General features: G+C 64.6%; 18 protein-coding genes. 8 read left to right on the top strand and 10 right to left on the bottom strand.

Translation table 11 applies throughout. The annotated features are described in order from the left end of the window. Positions 1 to 319: 319 nt before the first annotated feature. Positions 320 to 1,222: a hypothetical protein gene (locus ACSFC5_RS09250; protein WP_440764926.1), complete on the top strand. Its 903-nt coding sequence runs from the start codon at positions 320 to 322 to the stop codon at positions 1,220 to 1,222. A gap of 127 nt (positions 1,223 to 1,349) precedes the next feature. On the opposite strand, the gene ACSFC5_RS09245 is transcribed toward ACSFC5_RS09250, so the two are convergent. Next, on the bottom strand, positions 1,350 to 1,994 hold the full coding sequence (locus ACSFC5_RS09245; protein WP_440764925.1) for a LysE family translocator: 645 nt from the start codon (positions 1,992 to 1,994) through the stop codon (positions 1,350 to 1,352). A gap of 304 nt (positions 1,995 to 2,298) precedes the next feature. Between ACSFC5_RS09245 and ACSFC5_RS09240 the strand changes: the two genes are divergently transcribed. Beyond that, entirely contained in the window at positions 2,299 to 2,553 is a 255-nt protein-coding gene (locus tag ACSFC5_RS09240; protein ID WP_440764924.1) for a hypothetical protein, read from the top strand. Between the two features lie 102 nt (positions 2,554 to 2,655). Here the strand turns inward: ACSFC5_RS09240 and ACSFC5_RS09235 are convergent, their stop codons facing one another. Both ACSFC5_RS09235 and ACSFC5_RS09230 read right to left on the bottom strand, forming a co-directional pair. After that, on the bottom strand, positions 2,656 to 2,958 hold the full coding sequence (locus ACSFC5_RS09235) for a HalOD1 output domain-containing protein (protein WP_440764923.1): 303 nt from the start codon (positions 2,956 to 2,958) through the stop codon (positions 2,656 to 2,658). A gap of 145 nt (positions 2,959 to 3,103) precedes the next feature. After that, on the bottom strand, positions 3,104 to 3,964 hold the full coding sequence (locus tag ACSFC5_RS09230; RefSeq protein ID WP_440764922.1) for a UbiA family prenyltransferase: 861 nt from the start codon (positions 3,962 to 3,964) through the stop codon (positions 3,104 to 3,106). Positions 3,965 to 4,106: 142 nt separating this feature from the next. Here ACSFC5_RS09230 and ACSFC5_RS09225 point away from each other — a divergent pair, with 142 nt between their 5' ends. Continuing rightward, positions 4,107 to 5,798, top strand: coding sequence for a thiamine pyrophosphate-binding protein (locus ACSFC5_RS09225; protein ID WP_440764921.1), 1,692 nt, complete (start codon positions 4,107 to 4,109; stop codon positions 5,796 to 5,798). Positions 5,799 to 5,845: 47 nt separating this feature from the next. On the opposite strand, the gene ACSFC5_RS09220 is transcribed toward ACSFC5_RS09225, so the two are convergent. From ACSFC5_RS09220 to ACSFC5_RS09210, 3 genes are all read right to left on the bottom strand, one after another. Further along, on the bottom strand, positions 5,846 to 6,277 hold the full coding sequence (locus tag ACSFC5_RS09220; protein WP_440764920.1) for a hypothetical protein: 432 nt from the start codon (positions 6,275 to 6,277) through the stop codon (positions 5,846 to 5,848). Positions 6,278 to 6,366: 89 nt separating this feature from the next. Continuing rightward, positions 6,367 to 6,720: a hypothetical protein gene (locus ACSFC5_RS09215; protein ID WP_440764919.1), complete on the bottom strand. Its 354-nt coding sequence runs from the start codon at positions 6,718 to 6,720 to the stop codon at positions 6,367 to 6,369. 99 nt (positions 6,721 to 6,819) lie between these two features. Further along, on the bottom strand, positions 6,820 to 8,217 hold the full coding sequence (locus tag ACSFC5_RS09210) for an FAD-binding oxidoreductase (protein ID WP_440764918.1): 1,398 nt from the start codon (positions 8,215 to 8,217) through the stop codon (positions 6,820 to 6,822). A 134-nt stretch (positions 8,218 to 8,351) separates the two neighbouring features. Between ACSFC5_RS09210 and ACSFC5_RS09205 the strand changes: the two genes are divergently transcribed. From ACSFC5_RS09205 to ACSFC5_RS09195, 3 genes are all read left to right on the top strand, one after another. Beyond that, the gene (locus ACSFC5_RS09205) at positions 8,352 to 8,678 is read left to right on the top strand and encodes a DUF8152 family protein (RefSeq protein ID WP_440764917.1); all 327 of its coding nucleotides are present in this window, start codon (positions 8,352 to 8,354) and stop codon (positions 8,676 to 8,678) included. A 104-nt stretch (positions 8,679 to 8,782) separates the two neighbouring features. Further along, complete coding sequence (locus ACSFC5_RS09200; RefSeq protein WP_440764916.1) at positions 8,783 to 9,337, top strand: GNAT family N-acetyltransferase; 555 nt, start codon at positions 8,783 to 8,785, stop codon at positions 9,335 to 9,337. 262 nt (positions 9,338 to 9,599) lie between these two features. Continuing rightward, positions 9,600 to 10,607 carry a TIGR04024 family LLM class F420-dependent oxidoreductase gene (locus ACSFC5_RS09195; RefSeq protein WP_440764915.1) on the top strand — a complete coding sequence of 336 codons (1,008 nt, stop codon included), beginning with the start codon at positions 9,600 to 9,602 and terminating at the stop codon, positions 10,605 to 10,607. A 107-nt stretch (positions 10,608 to 10,714) separates the two neighbouring features. On the opposite strand, the gene ACSFC5_RS09190 is transcribed toward ACSFC5_RS09195, so the two are convergent. Both ACSFC5_RS09190 and ACSFC5_RS09185 read right to left on the bottom strand, forming a co-directional pair. Continuing rightward, the gene (locus ACSFC5_RS09190) at positions 10,715 to 10,972 is read right to left on the bottom strand and encodes a DUF5789 family protein (protein ID WP_440764914.1); all 258 of its coding nucleotides are present in this window, start codon (positions 10,970 to 10,972) and stop codon (positions 10,715 to 10,717) included. Positions 10,973 to 11,131: 159 nt separating this feature from the next. Beyond that, the gene (locus tag ACSFC5_RS09185) at positions 11,132 to 12,097 is read right to left on the bottom strand and encodes an NADPH:quinone reductase (protein ID WP_440764913.1); all 966 of its coding nucleotides are present in this window, start codon (positions 12,095 to 12,097) and stop codon (positions 11,132 to 11,134) included. 135 nt (positions 12,098 to 12,232) lie between these two features. On the opposite strand from ACSFC5_RS09185, the gene ACSFC5_RS09180 reads away from it, so the two are divergent. Beyond that, positions 12,233 to 12,790, top strand: coding sequence for a type 1 glutamine amidotransferase domain-containing protein (locus ACSFC5_RS09180; RefSeq protein WP_440764912.1), 558 nt, complete (start codon positions 12,233 to 12,235; stop codon positions 12,788 to 12,790). Positions 12,791 to 12,819: 29 nt separating this feature from the next. Here ACSFC5_RS09180 and ACSFC5_RS09175 read toward each other — a convergent pair whose 3' ends face one another. Both ACSFC5_RS09175 and ACSFC5_RS09170 read right to left on the bottom strand, forming a co-directional pair. After that, positions 12,820 to 13,317, bottom strand: a complete 498-nt coding sequence (locus tag ACSFC5_RS09175) for a cupin domain-containing protein (protein ID WP_440764911.1) — start codon at positions 13,315 to 13,317, stop codon at positions 12,820 to 12,822. 107 nt (positions 13,318 to 13,424) lie between these two features. Beyond that, positions 13,425 to 14,546: a pyridoxal phosphate-dependent aminotransferase gene (locus ACSFC5_RS09170; protein ID WP_440764910.1), complete on the bottom strand. Its 1,122-nt coding sequence runs from the start codon at positions 14,544 to 14,546 to the stop codon at positions 13,425 to 13,427. 151 nt (positions 14,547 to 14,697) lie between these two features. Between ACSFC5_RS09170 and ACSFC5_RS09165 the strand changes: the two genes are divergently transcribed. Beyond that, positions 14,698 to 15,354 (top strand): DUF6517 family protein, encoded by a 657-nt coding sequence (locus ACSFC5_RS09165; RefSeq protein ID WP_440764909.1) that lies wholly within the window; start codon positions 14,698 to 14,700, stop codon positions 15,352 to 15,354. Positions 15,355 to 15,574 lie beyond the last annotated feature (220 nt).

Here is a 15,574-nt window from a genome sequence, read left to right as displayed (position 1 = left end):
CAGTGACGGAATGCGTACACACCGAGTCGCAATCGAGCGCGAGGCCCGTGAGTACCGATTGACGGGCGCGCGGTGCTCGTTCGATTTCGTTGAGTCACTGCACTATCGCTGACCGCGGGGTAGCACGGGCGACAGGGGTAGCGTTTCGATCGGTCGAGACCGTTTTCGACGACGACCAGCCGTTTCAGTGGTTTCCGTGACACCACCGAACTATCGGCAATAGTAATTAGTAGATTACATTACCGAATGTCGAATTTTCAACTTTTGAGTATAGTAATTATTTCTTAAAACTCCGACGTTGGCTATCGGGTTGTAACAGATGAATCCCGAACGAATCCGAAGTGGTCGATCCCTGAACCGACGATCGTATCTCACCCTGACCGGCGCGACCGTTGCGGGAATGCTCGGCGGAACGAGTGCAGTGAGCGCGACGGACGACGGCTACGAAACCGTCACCGTTCCCGAGGGCGAACGCGAAGTCGTCTACGTGAACGACGACGAGACGCTCGAGAACGTGCTGTTCGACGTCACGGCGTGCGGTGCCGGCGTAACGATTGTCGCGTACGGATCGGGTTGGACGATCCGAAACATTGGCGTCCGCGGGCAGGTCGACATGGAGGATAATACCGTCATCGGTGGGGCCGTCACCGACGGCGGGAGCGCTCGTATCGAAAACGTGTGGATGGGCGACGGCGCGGTTTACGAGGAGGAAGGCGGAATCGGAATCTGGCTCGATCCCGAACACGACGGTCACCTCACGATCGATCGGGTGAACGTCCAGGAGATGGGGAACAACGCCTTCTACTGTTCGTCGCCGGGCGGCAACGGCGACGGGACGGTAACCTTCCGGAACTGTTACGCGGCGAACTGCGGGATCGCTCACTACCGACTCGCACGCGGCATCGTGGATAACTGCGTCGCTGCCGTTACCGACGACCGACAGCACCGTCAGGGTCGGGGTGTGTGGGCGTGGCCACCCGGTCCGGTCTTCGTCAAAGACAGCCAGTTCGCGATGAACGGGAATCACTACTCGTTCGTTCCCGGCGCGGAGGACGAGGGGAGCACCATGGTCGTGGCCAGAACGCAGTGGGACGACGAGTTCCGCGGCGGTTGGACGGATCACTACGGCGGGACGGTATATTTCGCCGGCACCGGCAACGATCCGCAAAACGCCGTCCCGGCGGGCTGTCCGACCTCAGTCATGGACGCAGTCGAAGACTGACGCGGATTCAATTCTCGACAGGCCGTTATGGACCACTGTTCGACTACCGACTCTCGGTTGGCGTCGTTCGGGCCGAACGGCCGCCCTCGTTCAGCTTTCACCTCACTGTCGCCCGTCCGACTCGCCCTCAGCCGAGTAAACTCCCGAGCAGCAGACGAACTCCGAGTCCGACGAGGATCAGCCCCGAGAGCCACCGCACGCCGTCGGCGACTCGCGGCCGCGCGAACAGTACCCGGCGGACGGCGCTCGAGCCGACCGCCACCGTCGCGAGATAGCCCATCGTCACGAGCGCGTAGATCGCGCCGAGGATGGAGAGTTGCGTCGGGACGTGGCCCGCTCGATCGACGAACTGCGGCAGGAAGGCGAGGAAAAACAGCGCAACCTGCGGGTTCAGGACGTTGACCAGCACGGCCTCCCGAAATGGACTCGCCGCCGAGGGGTTGTCGTCTGCCAACAGGAGTCCGTCGTCCCGGATCGTCCGAACGCCCAGATAGACGAGGTAGCCCGCGCCGACGACAGTGACGGTGGTAAAGGCGAGTTCGGACGCCCGAAAAACGGCGGATAGTCCCACGACCGCCGCGAAGGTGTGAACGAGCACGCCGACGCTGATTCCGACGGCGGAGGCGATGCCGGCGTCGCGGCCGTCGCCGACGCTCCTAGTGAGCACGTAGAGCGTGTCCGGACCGGGTGAGAGGATCATCGCACCCGCTGCGACGAGGTAGACCGCGAGCAGCGTCGGCTCGATCAGGACGGGTGCGATACGCTCGAGCATCCGGAATCACCCTTCGAACGGGCCGTCGAGCGGGTCGGACGGTCCGCTATCGCCGGTGACGACGAGGGGACGCGCGAGGCGATACCGGTCGACGATTCGCTGTGCGCTCACTGTCGACCAGTTTCTCGGTCGGCGACAAAAGCGACGCGGCATCTCAGGGTAGGTCTCCGGAATGGATGCGGGTCGCTCGCTCTCGAGTGGGCGTGTGATTCCCCACGATGCGACGAGGTTGTGACCGATCTTCACGGAGTGATGACTGACCTGATACGTTACTTCTCTCGAGAGCGTACGCGGAGTCGACGTGATGAGCGAATCACGACCGACGCTGATGGAGGACCTCGAGCGCGCGGCCCGGGAGAGCATGCCGCATCTCCTGGGTGCGACCGTCTCGACGGTCGTCTCGTTGCTCGTTCCGCTCGCGGGGATCGTCGCGGCCTACAGCGGGTACCGGCTGACGGCAGTCATGGAGCGGTCGTGGTTCGGCCTGCTGTTCGCCGTATTCGGCATCGTGAGCCTCGTTTCGTGGTTGGTGTTGATCTGGGGTCCGCACCTGTTCTGATCTCGCCGACAGCACGCGACGCTGCGAGCGGCGGCGTTCGACGCTTCGGGCGGTCCACTCGGCACCCGCGCTCGACTCGAGACAACGTCCCGTCCCGACGTATCAGTGCCCGCCGACGTCGATCACGAGTCGGCCGTCGCTCGCAATCGTGACGCGCAGGGAACCGACATCGAACGCGACCTCGACGGATCCGTTTCGGTCGGAACCGACGAGCGAATCAAGCGCCTCCGGATCGACGTGGTCGTACAACGTCGTTCCGGTTTCCCGTGCGAGCGTTACCGGCGTCGTCTCCTCGACCGTCGCGATGGCCTCGACGACGGCCCGACTCGGTGTCGTCGTCGCCCAGTCGTGGTGTGATCGAATCGTCTCGCCCCCGGACGTGCCCTCACGATCGGATGCTCCCATACCCCCCGTTCGGCGAAGTTTGTGAAAAGTCTGTTGTAGAATTTCGTCACATGTATTCTCTTATTCCAGACGGAATCGTCCCGAATCGTCTCGTCTCCCTCGCAGCGTATCGGTCTCGTTCGCGGCGTATCGACGGTCCGCGTCGTCAACCGATCGCCGCCAGCGGCTCGAACCAGACCGCGGCGACCAGGACGGCCAGGAAGACGTACGATCCGCGGACGAGCAACATCGTCGCCAGATCCGGTCCGGCCCGGTACGCGACGGCGGCGACGACGGCGAACGCGAGTGCCGCGAGGATCGCCGTCGGCGGAAACACGCGAGCGAGGGCGAAGCCGAGCACGACGAGGAGCGCGAGCACCATCAGACCGTACGCGACGGCGTGCGCTCGTTGCGGACCGAGCGCGACGGCGACGGTTCGTTTCTCGATCGATCGATCGTAGTCGTAGTCCTGCGCGTCGTCGACGACCTTGATGCCCGACAGCAAGACGAGAAAGACCAGCGCGAACCCGAGCGGGACTGCAGTGATCGTCCCGGCCTGCACATAAAACCCGCCGAGCAGGGAGAGCGCGATCCCGAGCGGGTAACCGGTCGTCGCCGTGATGGGGTTCATATCGAGTTGCGGGGCGTGATGGTAGGCGATCACCCACGTCGGCAGCGTCAGCGCGACCGCGATCCAACCGACGAAGAGCCAGAGGAGGAGACAGCACACGCCGAACGTCGCGGTCGAGATGACGAGACCAACGCGACAGCCGCGCTCGGTCAGCGGGTGATCGTCGTCCTCACCCCGTAGGTGGAAGTCGACGTAGCCGTCCTTGACGTGGGCGGTGTAGACCGCCGCGAAGATCGCGAGGACGTGGATCGCCGCGAGCGGTGGCTCGAGATCGCCAGCGAGGACGACGCCGAACAGCGACGCCGCGAGCGGGGGCAGCATGAACACCGGATGGACCTGCGACCAGAACGCCTGTACAGTCGCTGCGACGCCGGGTCCATCTCTCGCGAGAGCCATGTCTCGAGCGACAACGAACTGATGTATAATACCCCGCCCGGCAGAGAACTCGCCGAAATCGGAGAGACACGTGACAGCCCGGAAACCCGTCTCGAGCGCCGAAACACACAGTTTGATGTATCGTCCCGTTCCACGAACGATCATGACAGACGGCTACACCGGTGCAGATCTCTTCACCGACGCACTCGAGTCCTACGGTGTCGACTACCTCTTCGGGAATCCGGGTACGACGGAGCTTCCGATCGTGGACGCAGTCGGGCAAAGCGACCTCGAGTACGTCCTGGGGCTCCACGAGGACATCGCGGTGGGGATGGCTTCGGGCTACGCCCAGACGCGACGGTACCACTCCCATCACGACGAGTCGATCAACCCGGTCGGCGTGGCGAACCTTCACGTCGCGCCGGGGCTGGCCCACGGGCTGGGGAACCTCTACGCGGCCAAGATCACCGGCGCGCCGGTGGTCGTCACCGCCGGAAATCACAGCACGGATTTCCGCCACGAGGAGCCCATCCTCTCGGGCGGGCTGGTCGAGATGGCCGTGCAGTTCTGCAAGTGGTCCGACGAAGTGTTAGACGTCGAGGCGCTTCCGACGATGCTCCGGCGCGCGTTCCGCGTCGCGATGACGCCGCCGACCGGCCCCGTCTTCCTCGGGCTTCCGCTGGACGTCATGCTCGCCGAAACCGACGCCGAGCCCGAACGCCTCGGCCCGATTCCGAACGCGGGCAGCGGGGATCCCGCCCAACTCGAGCACGCCGCCGATCTGCTCGTCGACGCCGACAACCCGGTGATGGTCGTCGGCGACCACATCGCGCGTTCCGGCGCGGACGCGGTCGCCGCGGCGGTCGAACTCGCGGAGGCGACCGGGGCTCGCGTCCACGGCGAGATCCTCTCTTCGGAGGTGGACTTCCCGACCGACCACGACCAGTGGGTCTCCTACATCCCGCCGAACGAGGACCTCGCGTCGATGCTGATGGACACCGACACGGTCGCGTTTATCGGTTGTTCGACCAACACGACGCTGACTCGTCACGAGGAGGCGCTGGTCGACTCCGAAACGACCTGTATCCACATTAGCGACGACGACTGGCAGGTCGGGAAAAACCAGCCCGCCGACGCGGCGGTCATCGGCGACCCCGGACTGATTCTGCAGGGACTCATCGAGCGCGTGCAGGGCAGACTCTCGGAAGAGACCGTCCAGGGGCGACTCGAGAACGTCGGCGCGATCAAGGAGATGGTCGAGGCGAAGATGGCCGGCATGGGCGAGGGCGACGCCGAGGACGACCCACGGGCCTCGAAGGCCGAACTCGTCGACGCGATGGAACGGGTGGCCGGAGACGCCGCAATCGTCGACGAGGGCGTGACATCGAAGTACGCCATGCTGACCCGCTGGAACCTCGCGCCCGAGCAGTACATCTCGAACAAGGGCGGCGGGCTCGGCTACGGACTGCCCGCCTCCGTGGGCGCGGCCATCGCCGAAGGTCAGCGCGACGATCCGCGAGACGTCATCGGCTTCATCGGCGACGGCTCCTACCTCTACTACCCCCACTCCATCTACAGCGCGGCCCGCCACGACGTCGACCTCACGGTCGTCATCTCAGACAACCGCAACTACCGCATCCTGAAGGACAACACGCTCAAACTGATGGGCGGCGAGGAGGCCGACTACGAGTTCACGGCCATGGACTTCGATCCGGCCGTCGACCTGGTCAAAAACGCAGAGAGCCACGGCGCGCGGGCCGAACAGGTCGAGACGCCGGACGGGATCGAAGGGGCGCTCGAGGAGGCCCTCTCGAACGATGGCGTGGACGTGCTCGACGTGTTAGTACACGACTGAGACGGGATCGCTCGAATTTTGGGACGCGGAGATCGTCGAACATCCGTCTAACACTCGATATTTCCCTCGCTCGATTCTAAGAACACGAACGAATCGTCACCGGTGACGAGCGCGGTCGCAGCCACCGGATCGGACCGAATGCTCGTCATGTCCATCTCGTGCCACCCTGCGCCGTTCAGTTTGAATTCGAAGGTGAATGCGCCCACGGTCGGTTCCACGTCGGCCGCTTCGACGGTTAGCCACTCGTGGGGCTCGAGGTCTGCTTCCTCGTCGTACAGTCGGTCGTCACCCTCGCGAAGCCGCAGTCGAACGCGGTGGGTCTCGGTCTCGTCGTCGTTGAAAACCATCGCCTGACACAGTCGGACGGAGTCCGCCGTCTCGTCGTCCGTTTCGCGGACTCGATCAAGGCTGCCACCTGATGTCAGGAGCACGCCCCCGGAAAGTATTTGGAGGGCAGTTCGGCGAGTGATACGACCCATTACTGTACGAGATGTCACTTGGGATGAATAAACTTACCATCGCACGATCATTCTCGTCCCGACCGACGGACGGAACGGACGACCACCGTTCAGTGCTGCTCCCGTACGTTGTCGATCTGGCACTGCACGCAGAGATCGTCGGCGAAACACGAGATGTTGTCGTAGGGACAGTCGTACGTCTCGACGTGGACGGAGAGGCTGCGCTTTTCCCGCCGCCAGACGCGCTCCCAGTCGTCGATATCCATCTCTGCGGAGGTGAAGACGACGGCTCCGTCTCGATCGACGATCTTCGCCACCGTGACCGAGTGCTGTCGCTCTTTGACGAGTTCGATCGCTCGCTCGTACGACGCACAGCTGATAGCCTCCGTCCTGGCGCCGTCGTCGAGGAGCCGAACCGTGATCGACCCGTCGTACTCCTCCGTCGGATCCAGCCCGTGAGTCACGATAGCTACTGACCGAACGGCGGTAAAAAAGGTAGGGTTCGAGGAGAGACGTGTTCGCATCTTCCTCGAGTCGAGTCAATCACGCCGCTTCGTTCGGAATCACTCCATTTCGTCCGGGAAGATTTTCCCCGGGTTCAGCGTCCCCGTCGGATCCAGCGCCCGCTTGATCCGTCGCATCGTATCGACTGCACCCGCGCCGTGTTCGGCCTCGAGATACTCCCGTTTTCCCTGTCCGATCCCGTGCTCGCCAGTCGAGGTGCCGCCGATCGCCATCGCTTGCTCGACGATTTCCTTGTACAGTGCTTCGCCGCGCTCGAGTTGTGCGGGATCGTCCGGATCGACGAGCACGCTGTAGTGGAGGTTGCCGTCGCCCGCGTGACCGAAGCAGGGGACGAGCAGTCCGTACTCCTCCTCTAACCGTTTGGCCTCGTGGACGATCTCCGGATAGGCGCTGATCGGGACCGTTACGTCGCCGGGATGTAGCGGCCGTCGATCGGGGTCGTAGCTCTGTACTGCGTAGGCCAGTTCTCGACGTGCCTGCCAGAGCGATTCCATCTCCGCGTCGTCGTCGCTCATCTCGAAGCGGGCCACGTTGTGGTCTTCGAAGATGGTCCGACAGAGGTCGATCTCCTCCTCGACGCCGTGGTTGGCGTGGAACTCGAGGAAGACCATCGGCGCGTCCGGCAGGCCGGAGTCTAAGTACTCGTTTGCCATCCGGGCGCTCAGCCCGTCGACGAGTTCGATCCGGGCGACGTCGACGTCGGTTCGGACGGCGTCGAAGACCGCTGCGGTCGCGTCGTCGAGCGTCTCGAAGATGGCCCGCCCGCCGCGGATCTGCTGGGGGCGGCCGGCCAATCGGAGGGTCGCCTCGGTGACGACCGCCAGCGTGCCCTCGCTGCCGACGAGCAGTTCGGTCAGGTTGTAGCCGCTCGAGGTCTTGATCGCCCGCGACCCCGTCTCGATGACGGTTCCGTCGGCTAACACGGCCTCGAGGCCGAGCACCCAGTCGGCGACCTCGCCGTACTTGACGGTCTGCATGCCGCTGGCGTCGGTCGCGATCATGCCGCCGATCGTCGAGATGTCGCCCGAGGAGGGCAGCGGCGGGAAGAACAGGCCGTCGTCGGCGACGTACTCGTCGACCGCCGAGCCGATGATCCCGGGTCCGACGTCGATCTGGAAGTCGTCCGGCCGGTAGTCGACGATGTCGTCCATTCGGGTTAGATCCATACTGATCCCGCCCTGGGCGGGGACGGCGTTGCCCTCGAGCCCCGTTCCCGCCGCGTATGGCGTGACGGGGACGTCGTGCTCGGTCGCGGCGGCGAGGACCGCCGAGACGTCGTCAGTCGTTTCCGGCCAGACGACGGCGTCCGGAAGCACGCCGCGTCCGTCCTGTTCCGCGCCCCAGTCGGCGGCGTGTGTCTCCCGGCGCCCCTCCGCGAACGATAGCTGGTCGTCCGCGAAGTCGAGGTCCTCGAGGAACGAACAGTCGTGTGTCATACGTGGTCGTCGTTCACGTCCCGTATCAACGTTTCCCACGTAGTTCCCTTCGATCCTCGCTGCTCGCATGTGGTGGGGTAGCCCCGTCGTTTTTTCGAGCAAGCGTCACGGGTCTCGAGTCCGTAGAACCAATCGTGACCGACGATTCCCACCCGGCCCGCACGGCTGACGGGTCCGAGGACTCGCTCGAGGACCACACCCAACAGCTTCACCGCCACCTCGAGCACACCGCCGAACTACCGATCGATCGAGACGCCAACCGCTGGCTCGGCGAGGCCGACGCCATCGCCCGAGACGTGGCGATGAGCGACCTCGAGGACGATGTCGTCGTCGAACGCGTCGGGAAGATCCAGCACCTGCTCTCTGAGGTGGACGAGACCGGTCACGAGGAGGCTGACGACCACCTCGAAGCGGCGATCCAGTGCTGTAAGGCGATTCTCGAGGAGGCGAGGCACAACTAACCCCGTCGTCCGACCTGACGTATCGAGATGCGACGAGGTAGGACCCGTCCGCTGCATTCGCTCACGACGGAAGACATATTCCACTCGTCTCTGTTGTCGACTGTATGCCAGGTGCCCGAATCTCCCGCGGTACTCGCGTGACGCTCCGGACGGTCGAGGACGATGATCTCCCGTTCCTGCAGCGAGCGTACGCCAACCCCGACCTTCGGTATCCGCTCGGAAATCCGCTGCTGAACCGAGACGAACTCGAGGCGTGGCTCACCGACGACAACGCGGATCGGTTCCTCGTCTGTCTCGACGGAGAGCGTACGGGTCCCGGCCGTCCCGAAGATGCCGACGATGTTCGGCGTATCGGCCTCGTGACGGTCGAAGACGCCGACTGGCGGCGTCCGGAGCTCATCTACTGGCTCGTCCCGGCGGTCCACGGCGACGGCTACGGGAGCGAGGCCGTGTCCCTGGTGATCGACTACGTCTTCCGCACGTACGACACGCCGGCCGTCGGCGCGGCGGCCTACGAGTTCAACGACGCCTCCCGTGGCCTCCTCGAGTCGCTCGGGTTCGAGGAGGAGGGGCGCACTCGACGGGACCGGTTCATCGACGGCGAGTACGTCGACACGATCCGGTACGGACTGCTGCGCGAGGAGTGGACTCGAGCCTGACTCCGACCCCGATTGACCGGAGCCGCGACTCGGCCACGTAGCGGGTGACGAGCACTCGAGGCCCCGATATGGGGCCGGAGTGTGAGACGCAACTTCTGCGCCGCCTACGCAATCTACTACTGGAAGGTATTCTACCCACATCGACAACCAGTGTTCAGCAAATAGTCAACTCTCGGAAACGATGGATTTTATGATAACTGATACCGTACTGTCCGCTGATGGCAGATAGCCGAGCGATCCGACCGACCTGGAGGGGAGAACTGTGAACGCCGATCTCGACCTGCTGGTGCAGCTCAACGACTACGAGCGACCGCAGGACGTCGCCGAGCGGGCCGTACAAGCCGAGGAGTTTGGCTTCGACCGGATCACGGTCGGCGAGACCACGGGCTGGAACATCGTCCCGGTGCTCACGCTCGCCGCCGACCGCACCGACGAACTGGGGATCACGAACGACGTCATCTCGCCGTTCGGCCGCTCGCCCGCGATGCTCGCCCAGACCGCACTCACGCTGCACGAGGCCTCCGAGGGACGGTTCCGGCTCGGTCTCGGCCCCAGTTCGCCCGCGATCACCGAGCGCTGGCACGGCCTCGAGTTCGATCGCCCGCTCCGCCGTACGCGCGAAGCCATCGAGGTCATTCGGTCGGTCTACGAGAACGGCAACCCCGCCTACGAGGGCGATATCTTCGACATCGCCGGCCTCAACTACGAGCGCGAGGTCCCCGAAAACCCGCCGCCGATCGATCTCGGGACGCTCGGCCCGAAGGCCACCGAGATGGCCGGCCGCTTCGGCGACGGCTGGGCGCCACAGATGTTCACGAAGGACGGCCTCGAGGAGCGTCTCGAGGACCTTTCCCGCGGTGCCGAACTCGCCGACAAGAGCGTCGACGACCTGCGCGTGGCACCGATCGTGCGCGGTATCGCGAGCGAGGATCGCGAACTGGCGCGGCGAAAGGCCCGTGGCACGATCGCGTTCATGCTGGGTGCCTACGGCCCCTACTACGGCGACTCGGTCGCCGAGCAGGGCTACCCCGAGGTCGTCGAGAACATCCGCGCGGCGTGGCAGGATCGCGATACGGAGCGAATGGCCGCGGAGTTACCGGAGGAACTGCTCGACGAACTCGCGCCAGCGGGAACGCCCGATGAAGTTCGCGAGTGGGTCGAATCGTACGGCGAGATCGACGGCGTCGACGCCGTTCGCGTCGGCTTCGTCAACGAGATGACCGAAAACGAAAAGGAGACGACGATGGAAGCGGTCGCCGAGCTGGTGTAGGGTCGACCGATCGCCGCTCGAGTCGCCCGTCGAAAACGCGTTCCGCTTCGGGACCAGTGCCGCGATCACCGGACCGCCGATCGATCGTCCGACCGCCGACCGATCCGTTATCCCTCGCCCTCGGACTGGTACGGTTCACCGACGGCGTGTCGAGGGAGGAGGTTGAACACTTCCGTCTCGAGGTCGTCCATCGACGCGAACGTGTCGCCGTTCGAATTGGCGACGAGTTCGCCGAGGTTCTCTTCCCCGTCGGCGAGGACCAGCGTCACGCCGTCGCACTGTTCGGCGGCTTCGTCCTGGGAAATCGGATACTCGAGGTCGTCGAGGACGTTCACGAGTCCGTTGAGCTTGACATCCTGTGGCATGGTTGCGAACACGGGTCCCGTCAGCATAGCCGTACGGATACGCCGGATCGCTGGACAGTCGTAACCGGCCGAGTGACGGCTAACAGACCGCATTTCGCGGAGACGATCTCGAACGGTCGATCGAACTCGAAATCCGGATCGTCGGCTGGAACTGTTCGGCTACGGCTCGATAACCAGCTTCCCGAGGAAACTGTCGTTCATGACGTCCTCCTGGGCCTGTGACGCTTCGTCGAGGCCGTAGCTTCGCGCGAGTTCGATCTCGAGTGCGTCGGTTGCCATGAGGTGCGCCACGCCGCGGAGCGGCACGCGCAGGTCCGGCGTGTTGAACATGCTCATGAACTGGTAGTTGACGTCCTTCGAGCGCGCGGCGCCGTCGTTCGTGAACGCGGGATCGGGGCTGTTCTCCCCGATGCCGACGACGCGACAGCCGGTCGCGGCGACGTCCGCGTCGAACTGGAGGTAGTCGTCCAGCCGGTGGTCGAGAACGGCGTCGACGCCGCCGTCGGTGGCCTCGAGAACCGCGTCGGCCAGATCGTCGCGCCCGTAATCGAGGACCGTCTCGGCGCCGAGGGCTTCGAGATCGTCGTGGTACGTTTCGGAACCGGTCGTGACGACTCGGGCGCTGACAGCGGCCCCGATCTGGACGGCCGCATGTCCGACGCCGCCGGAGCCGCCGTGGACGAGGCAGTGCTCGGCGGGATCGAGGTCGGCGTGGTCGATCAGCGCGCGCCAGGCGGTGACGGCGGCGACGCCGGCCGCGCCCGCTTCAGTCAGATCCGCGCCGTCTGGGAGGTGGACGACCCGGTCGGTAGGTACCGTCGCGTACTCGGCGTAGGAGCCCTGAAAGCCGCCGTTTCCGATCCCGGTCCCGAAGACGCGGTCGCCCTCGGCGAAGCCCTCGACGGCCGACCCGGTCTCCGAAACGACGCCGGCGAGGTCGACGCCGGGCGTGAACGGCACGCTGACCGGCTCGTAGGAACCGTCTCGGAAGTAGGTGTCGACGGGGTTGATCCCCGCGGCGGCCACCTCGACGAGCAACTCGTCGTCGGCTGGCTCGGGTCGGTCGACGTCGTTTACCTGCAGTACGTCCGCGTCACCGTGCTCGTGTAGGCGTACAGCGCGCATGATACTCGAGCACACGCCGTAGAGCCGTATAAGGGTACAGTTCTCGGCTGCTCGGGAACAGGTGCGATCTCGGGCTCGTCGCGGCTGCACCAGCAAGTCCAACGCTTGTGCGTTCGCTGGCCCTCGAACGAGACGATGAGTGAACCCAGTGGCAGTCACCTCGAGGACGTAACGGTCGCGGTCTTCCTCGCACAGGAAGGCAGCGAAGAGATCGAGTTCACCGAACCGAAGGACGCCGTCACCGAGGCGGGCGCGACGGTCGACGTCGTCGGGCACGAAACGGGCGAGGGCCTGACGGTGAACAACGACTTGGAGGAGAGCGAGCGCTACGAGATCGAAAAGTCGTTCGACGAGGTCTCCGCAGACGACTACGACGCGGTGATCGTCCCCGGCGGCACCGTCGGTGCGGATACGCTCCGAACCCGAGAGGCCGGCGTGGCCCTCCTCCGAAAACACGTCGAGGCCGGCAAGCCGACGGCCGTTATCTGTCACGGCCCGTGGACGCTGGTCGAAGCGGACGTCGTCGACGGCAAGACGCTGACCTCCTATCCGAGCCTGCAGACCGACGTCCGCAACGCCGGCGGCGAGTGGGTCGACGAGGAGGTCGTCGTCGACGACGGACTGATCACGAGTCGGAACCCGGACGACCTCGAGGCGTTCTGCGAGACGATCCTCGAGGAGTTCGCGAGCTAAAACCGGCGATCCGAAACGCTCCGACCGATTCAGTCGTCGGCCGGGAGCGGTCCCATAAACGCGAAGCCGTGTTCCTCGCCGACGGCGAACAGCGCCTTGAGGTCGGCGTCGGTCACGTCGCGAGATTCCGGTAGTGACCGCGTTTCGGTCGGCTCGCCGACCGCGCGGAAGAAGTCCTCGGTTCCGGCGGGCGTGAGCGCGACGAGCACGCGGACCGCTTCGTCTCCCTCGACGCGGAACCCGTGTGGACGTCCGCCGGCGACGTAGCCCGTCGTTTCGGGCTCGAGGAGGTGATTGTCGCCGTCGATGTGGAGGGTCATGGATCCCTCGAGGACGTGGAACACCTCGGCCGGTGCGTGGGTGTGAAGTCCGTTTTCGAACCCCGGCGGAGCGAGCATGTCGATGACGGTAAACTCGCCGTCAGTGTCGTCGCCGTCGGCCGTGATCGTCATCGTCGCGCCGAGCACGTGGAGGTGTTCGTCGTTCGATCGGGGTGTGAGTTGTCTCGTTGTCAATTCAATCGCCACGGACAGATACGCGCTATACGCAGATAAAGCGATTCTAGCGGTTCTAATGACGGTTCCGGCGACTGTCCTGTCGAATTCTCCCCCGATCCAGTGGGCGAGACCAGCCGTTATTGAACCGCCCGCGTCGCGTCGTCGATGATCTCGAGGGCTTCCTTCAACTCCTCCATCGCCGTCGCGTACGAGAGCCGCGCGTAGCCCTCCCCGTTCGCGCCGAAGGCGTCGCCGGGGACGACGATCACGCCGCGGTCCAGCACCTCGTCACACCATCCTTCCGGAACCTTCGGCATGACGTAGAACGCGCCCTCGGGTTTGGGAACCTCGAGACCGGCGTCCGCGAGTCCGTCGAGCACGACGTCGCGGCGTTCCTCGAACGCTGCGACCATCTCCGCTACCGGCTCCTGTGGTCCGGTCAGCGCGGCCTCGGCGGCGTACTGGGCGGGGGCGGAGGCACAGGCCTGTCCGTACTGGTGGACGCGCAGCATGCGCTCGATGCGGCGATTCGAGCCCGTGACCCAGCCGAGTCGCCAGCCGGTCATCGAGTAGGTCTTCGAGCAGGCGCTGACGACGACCACGTTGTCCGTCTCGGCGAACTCGAGCGGCGAGCGGTGTTCGCCCTCGAAGACGATGTGTTCGTACACCTCGTCGGAGATGCAGAGCACGTCGTGCTCGTCGGCGATACGGGCGAACTCGCGCATGTCGGCCTCGCTCTGGACGGCGCCGGTCGGGTTGGCCGGGCTGTTGACGACGAAAGCGGCCGTCTCGTCGGTGATGGCTTCCTCGACGGTCGCCGGATCGAGCGTGAGATCCTTGCGGAGGCCGACGGGGTTCGGCGTGCCGTCCGCGATGTGGGTCAGCGCGTCGTAGGAGACGAAGCCCGGATCCGGGAAGATCACTTCCTCGTCCGGATCGACGTGGGCCTGCAGGACGAGGTGGAGGGCCTCGCTGCCGCCGGAGGTGGCGATGACGTGTTCGGGGTCGACCGCGAGGTCGTAGTCGCGGTCGTACTTCGCCGCGATCGCCTCGCGCAGCGTCAGCGTTCCCTTGTTCGACGTGTAGGCGTCGGTCTGGCCGGCCTCGATCGCCTCGATCGCGCCCCGGCGGGCGTGAGCGGGCGTCGGAAAGTCCGGCTGGCCGATTCCGAGGTTGATCGCGTCGTCTCCCGCGGCCTCGAACACTTCGCGAATACCGCTGATCGACACCTGCTCGACTCGTCGTGCGAACTCGGTCATGCCTAAAGGCTGGTGCGGATCCCGATAACTCTTGATGTGTTCTGGGGGTCCGTTGCAACGACCGATTCGATAATCATGATCCAGTAATAGTCTTGTCTACGTGAATGGATGTTCCACAACTAATATACGTTTTCTACCGAATACACGGCTAATGACCTACTCTCGACGTGCCATTCTCGCAACAGGAGCGACCGGAACGCTCGCACTGACGGCCGGCTGTCTCGACTTCGTCCTCGGAAACGGGCCGATGGAGCTCACGGCCGAGCGCGTTGCCCCCACCGACGCAGCCCTCGAGACCGCCGGCTACGACGAGTACGAGATCGAAGAACGATCCGTCGAGGAGACGATCGAGGTCGGCGTCGAGCGCGACGTCGAGGCCAGGGTCTGGTCGTCGGTCTACTCGAAAGACGTCGAGCACCGCGGTATCGAACACGAGGGCGCGTTCTTCGTTGCCGTCTCGATTCCCGACTTCTCGGTCCTCGGGCGGTCGTTCAACCCGATTTCGGAGATGACGAACGAAGAACTGCTCGAGGAGTTCACGTCCGAAATCGACAGCGAACACACCGATATCGACGACATCTCGAAGATCGACTCGTTCACGCTCGATATTCTCGGCGACGGTCGAACAGTCGACGTCTTCGAGGGTGAATCCGAGTTCGAAGGCGAACCGATCGATATCGAAATTCCGGTAACGTCGTTCCCTCACGAGGACGACCTCATCGTCCTCCTCGGAAGCTACCCAGCGCCGCTGGCCGAGGAATCGGTGAACGCCGAGGAGCTGATGGAATCCGTCGAACACCCGGTCTGAACGCTCGCGAACTCGAGAGACGGCCGCGCTCGGATCGCCATTTTCGAACCACAACCGAGAGACGCAGAACGCAGGCGTTCCGCACTGAGAGAGCGAGACTGACGATATCTCGGTCGCCCGAGCCTCGTCTGGATGGCTCGAGCGCCGTCCGGCGCGCGGGTACGGACACAAGATCGTCTCGACGGTAGCAACAGTGGCTGGTGATCGGTGCTCGAGAAAA

Source organism: Natronorubrum marinum, from assembly GCF_052040125.1.
GTDB lineage: Archaea > Halobacteriota > Halobacteria > Halobacteriales > Natrialbaceae > Natronorubrum.
This window is presented reverse-complemented; position numbering and strand designations above follow the sequence as displayed.